At 69.0% G+C, this 4,640-nt stretch carries 5 protein-coding genes and 1 pseudogene; all 6 read left to right on the top strand.

Translation table 11 applies throughout. From position 1 onward, the window contains the following. Nucleotides 1-575, top strand: a pseudogene (locus Q4P07_RS14045) (cell division protein FtsZ); the annotation flags it as partial. A gap of 45 nt (nucleotides 576-620) precedes the next feature. Next, entirely contained in the window at nucleotides 621-1,409 is a 789-nt protein-coding gene (locus Q4P07_RS14040; protein WP_303375540.1) for a polyphenol oxidase family protein, read from the top strand. A 1-nt stretch (nucleotide 1,410) separates the two neighbouring features. Next, on the top strand, nucleotides 1,411-2,148 hold the full coding sequence (locus Q4P07_RS14035; RefSeq protein ID WP_303375539.1) for a YggS family pyridoxal phosphate-dependent enzyme: 738 nt from the start codon (nucleotides 1,411-1,413) through the stop codon (nucleotides 2,146-2,148). Between the two features lie 62 nt (nucleotides 2,149-2,210). Beyond that, entirely contained in the window at nucleotides 2,211-2,711 is a 501-nt protein-coding gene (locus tag Q4P07_RS14030; protein ID WP_303375538.1) for a cell division protein SepF, read from the top strand. A 36-nt stretch (nucleotides 2,712-2,747) separates the two neighbouring features. Continuing rightward, nucleotides 2,748-3,032: a YggT family protein gene (locus tag Q4P07_RS14025; protein WP_303375537.1), complete on the top strand. Its 285-nt coding sequence runs from the start codon at nucleotides 2,748-2,750 to the stop codon at nucleotides 3,030-3,032. Between the two features lie 135 nt (nucleotides 3,033-3,167). Further along, complete coding sequence (locus Q4P07_RS14020) at nucleotides 3,168-4,538, top strand: DivIVA domain-containing protein (protein ID WP_303375536.1); 1,371 nt, start codon at nucleotides 3,168-3,170, stop codon at nucleotides 4,536-4,538. Nucleotides 4,539-4,640 lie beyond the last annotated feature (102 nt).

Here is a 4,640-nt window from a genome sequence, read left to right as displayed (position 1 = left end):
GCTCGGCCCGCGGCGAGGACCGCGCCGTGCAGGCCGCCGAGCTGGCGATCTCCTCGCCGCTGCTGGAGGCCAGCATCGAGGGTGCCCACGGCGTGCTGCTCTCCATCCAGGGTGGCTCCGACCTGGGTCTCTTCGAGATCAACGAGGCGGCCCGCCTGGTGCAGGAGGCCGCCCACCCGGAGGCCAACATCATCTTTGGCGCGGTCATCGACGACTCCCTCGGCGACGAAGTGCGCGTCACCGTCATCGCCGCTGGCTTCGACGGCGGAGCACCGCATGCCCGTGGCGAGGAGCGAGGCCTCGGCCAGATCCAGCCTGGTGGCGCTTCGACCCGTCCGCAGCAGGCGCCCGCGCAGACCCAGCAGTCGGGACAGTCCCAGCCGCAGGCTGCTCAGACACGCCCGCAGCAGGCGCCCGTGCAGCCGCAGCAGAGCCAGCCGGCCCCGGCGCAGGCCGCCCCTGTCGGCCGACCGGACCAGGACGCGCAGCCGCAGCGTCCCGCTCAGGCACCGCCCCGTCAGGTGACCTTCGAAGACGACGGCGACGACCTGGACGTGCCCGACTTCCTCAAGTGAGTGCGTGGGTGACGAGGGCTGAGGGCTCACCGGTAGCCTGACCTGGTGTTCTTCTGGCGTCAGCGCATCGAGCCCTCGGGGCGTTCGTTCGGCGTCGAGTGGGGCTTCACGGACCGTTGGGGAGGGTCTAGCCAGGGCAGTTTCGGCGAGTTCAATCTGGGCGCGCACGTGGGCGATGTCCAGGAGGCCGTGCACACGAACCGACACCGGCTCGCCCACGAGCTGAGCCTGCGGCTGACCGACCTGCGGTTCATGGACCAGCAGCATGGTTGCGCGGTCGCGGTCACGCCGGGGACCGCGACCAAGAACACGAAGGGCGAGCGATCCTTCGTTGACGACGGCGACGCTCCGCCGGTGGACGGCCTCGTTTCCGGCGGCACCGAGGAAGCCCTGGTGGTCCTGGTGGCTGACTGCACACCGGTGCTGCTGCTCGATCGTGTCGAGGGCCTGGTCGCCGTCGTGCACGCGGGCCGACCCGGGATGGTCAGTGGCGTCATACCAGCGACGCTCCGCCGGCTGCGCGAGCTCGGTGCGACCTCGCTGGAGGCGGTCGTGGGTCCCTCGGTCTGCCCCCGATGCTATGAGGTGCCCGAGGCGATGCGCGACGCCGCAGCGGCGGTGGAGCCGGTGGCCGCTGGGACCTCCTGGGCCGGCACCGCCGCCATCGACGTCGCTTCTGCGGTCGTCGCCCAACTCGCGCGCGAGGACGTGCGCCTGACGTGGCTGCCGGGCTGCACCCGCGAAGACGCCGACCTCTACTCCTACCGGCGGGACGGGCGCACCGGACGCTTCGCTGGCATCGTTCGGCTGCTCGCCCCGCAGGAGGTGGCCTGACATGGACCAACGGCAAGAAGAGCTCGCGACCAACCTGGACCGGGTGCACGCCCGCATCGCGGAGGCGTGCACCGCGGCCGGAAGAAACGCCGAGGACGTCACGCTCATCACGGTCACAAAGTTCTTCCCGGCGGCCGACGTCGAGCGTCTCGCCGCGCTCGGCGTCAGCCAGATGGGGGAGAACCGGGAGCAGGAGGCCGGACCCAAGTTCGCCGAGCTCTCGCCGTCGGTGCGTGCCGCAGTGCGCCTGCACTTCATCGGGCAGCTCCAGACCAACAAGGCGGGGCGGGTCGCCAGCTATGCCGATGTCGTCCAGTCGGTCGACCGCGCGAGACTCGTCCGGGCCCTGGACCGCGGTGCGGCAGCCGCCCTCCAGGCCGGAGATCGTCAGACCCCTCTGGACGTCACCCTCCAGGTCGACCTGGGGCAGGGAGCGGACCAGGGCCGCGGCGGAGCGCTGCCCGAAGACGTCACGACGCTCGCCGATCTCGTCGTGGCCAGCGAGAGCCTGCGTCTGCGCGGGCTGATGGCCGTCGCCCCGCGCGACCTGGACGCCGACGGGATCCGCGCCGCCTTCGACCGGCTCGCGACCCTCTCCGGTGAGCTGGGCCATACCTCTCCGGACGCCACTTGGCTTTCCATGGGGATGAGCGCGGACCTGGAGCTCGCCGTCGCGGCCGGCGCGACACACCTGCGTGTCGGGACCGCAATCCTGGGATCGCGGCCGTCGGCCGAGTAGCGTCGATCACGACCGATTCACCTCACGGGTAGACGCCCGTATGCACCAAGGAGCTCGCACACATGGCCGGGGCACTGCGTAAGACCATGGAGTACCTCGGCCTCGCCGAGTCCGACGAGCGCTACGACGACTACGAGGCCTACCGTGAGGAGCCCGCCCAGCGGGATGCCTCGGTCCACCCGCTGCACGAGGACGACCCGGCCACGGCCAAGTCGGCCGAGGTCGCGACGCTGCCCCGCCGCACTCCCGTGTCCCAGGTGGTCAAGGAGCCCAAGATGAGTGAGCTCAACCGGATCACGACCGTCCACCCGCGCACCTACAACGAGGCCAAGAACATTGGCGAAGCGTTCCGCGGCGGCGTCCCGGTCATCATCAACCTCACCGACATGGACGATGCCGACGCCAAGCGTCTGGTCGACTTCGCTGCCGGCCTGGCTTTCGGGCTTTACGGCTCCATCGAGCGCGTCACCAGCAAGGTCTTCCTGCTCAGCCCCGAGCACGTCGACGTCGACTCCAGCGGTGCCGAGGCCCCGCGGGTGCCGGGACCTTTCAACCAAAGCTGACCGAAGCACGCCCCGGCCTGACATAACCTTGACGTCATGGTCGGCGAAATTATCTATCTGGTGCTCACGCTCTATCTGTTTGTGCTGATCGGTCGTCTGATTTTCGACTGGGTGCAGGTCTTCTCCCGTGACTGGCGACCCCAGGGCCCCGTCCTAGTGCTGGCCAACGGGATCTACCAGCTCACCGATCCGCCGTTAAACGCGCTGCGCAAGGTGGTCCCTCCGGTGCGGTTGGGAGGCATCGCCCTCGACCTTGGGTTCCTCATCCTCATCATCGGCGTGAGCATGGCCAGCAGCTTTGCCCGCGCGCTGCCCTTCTAAAGCGGCCGCTGGGGCTCCGAGGAGCGATGAGCGCGGTGTCTCTCGTGCGTTAGAGTGAGCCTGCACGTGCATACCGCACGCCATCGACCATGCCCCGTGGCAGGTTTGTCGGTGCCTTCCTGATCGAGGTGAAACATGGCGCTGTCCCCCGAGGACGTCATCAAGAAGAGTTTCAGCGCGACGCATCTGCGTCGCGGCTATGACGAGACCCAGGTCGACGACTTTTTGGACGAAGTCGTCGTCGAGTTGCGTCGACTGATCTCCGAGAACGACGGAGTGCGTAGCGACCTCGAGGACTGCCGCGCCAGCCAGGGTTTGGGTGGTGACTCCACCGAGTCCTACCGGCCCGAGACGTTCGCCGCGCCCCCCAGCAGTGAGGACCACGCGGACTGTGACGCCGCGCTTGCCGACCTCCGCTCCCAGCTTGACGCGGAGCGAGCCAGGGCCGAGGCCGCCGAGAGTGAGCGTGAGCGCTTGGTCGCTGCAACGGGAGACGCCGGAGACGATGGCGAGGGCGCCGGGCAGGCTGCACAGATCGAGGAGCTGCGTCGCCAGCTCGCGGCCTGTGAGCAGTCCCGCGCGGAGGCTCAGCACGGCGTCACCGATGCAGAGCAGCGGATGGGTGCCGCGGGTGAGGGTCATGCCGAGTCCGCCGATAACGCGGGCGCGGAGTTGCAGGACCTCCGTGGCCAGGTCGCCGCTGCCGACGAGCAGTCCCAGGTCCTCCAGACTCGTCTCGCGCAGGCGCAGGAGCGTGCCGAGCGCGCCGAGGCGGAGGCTCAGGAGGCTCGTCAACGGGCCGAAGAGGCCGAGCGTCGCGCTGCAGAGGCTCCCGTCCAGACGGGCGAGGTTGCTGCCTTCGCCGCGCCGGCCGCTTCGGGCGATGCGCCCGCCGACTCCAGCGCGATCATCGCGCTGGCTCAGCGACTTCACGACCAGCACGTCGCCGAGGGTGAGGGCACCAAGAACCGCCTCGTGCAGGAGGGTGACGACTACCGGTCGACCACCGTCGCCGAAGCCGACGAGCGTGCCCAGGCGTTGCTGACCGAGGGCCAGACGACGCGGGATCGTCTCGTCAACGAGGGCCAGGAAACGCACGACAACCTCGTCAACGAGGGCCAGCAGACCCGTGACCGTCTCGTCCAGGAGGGCCAGATCCAGCACGACGAACTGGTCACCACCGGCCAGCAGACCCACGACCAGCTCGTCGACGAAGGTCAGCGCCAGCGTCAGGAGCTGATCGAGCAGGGTCAGAGCAAGCACGAGGAGCTCGTCACCACGGGGCAGCGCGAACATGACTCGATGCTCGCTCAGGCCCAGTCCTCACGCGACCAGATGATCGGTGAGGCCGAGCAGCAGCGGCACAGCATCGTCACCGACCTGTCCACTCAGCAAGAGTCGTTGACCGGTCGGATCAACACGCTGCAGAGCCAGGAGGTCGACCTGCGCGACCGGCTGCGTACCTTCCTGTCTGACCAGCTGTCCAAGATCGACGGTCAGGACTGACCAGCACCTTTCCTCTGGCGCAGCGGCGCCCGGCTCCGGCCGGGCGCCGCTGCGTTCGTTCCACCGGGCGGTCGTTGTTGCCAGTCCGGACGGTCGTTGTTG

It is taken from the genome of Ornithinimicrobium sp., assembly GCF_030537745.1.
In the GTDB taxonomy this organism is placed as follows: domain Bacteria; phylum Actinomycetota; class Actinomycetes; order Actinomycetales; family Dermatophilaceae; genus Ornithinicoccus.
Note: the sequence above shows the minus strand (reverse complement) of the source record. Positions and strands in the feature narration are given on the sequence as shown.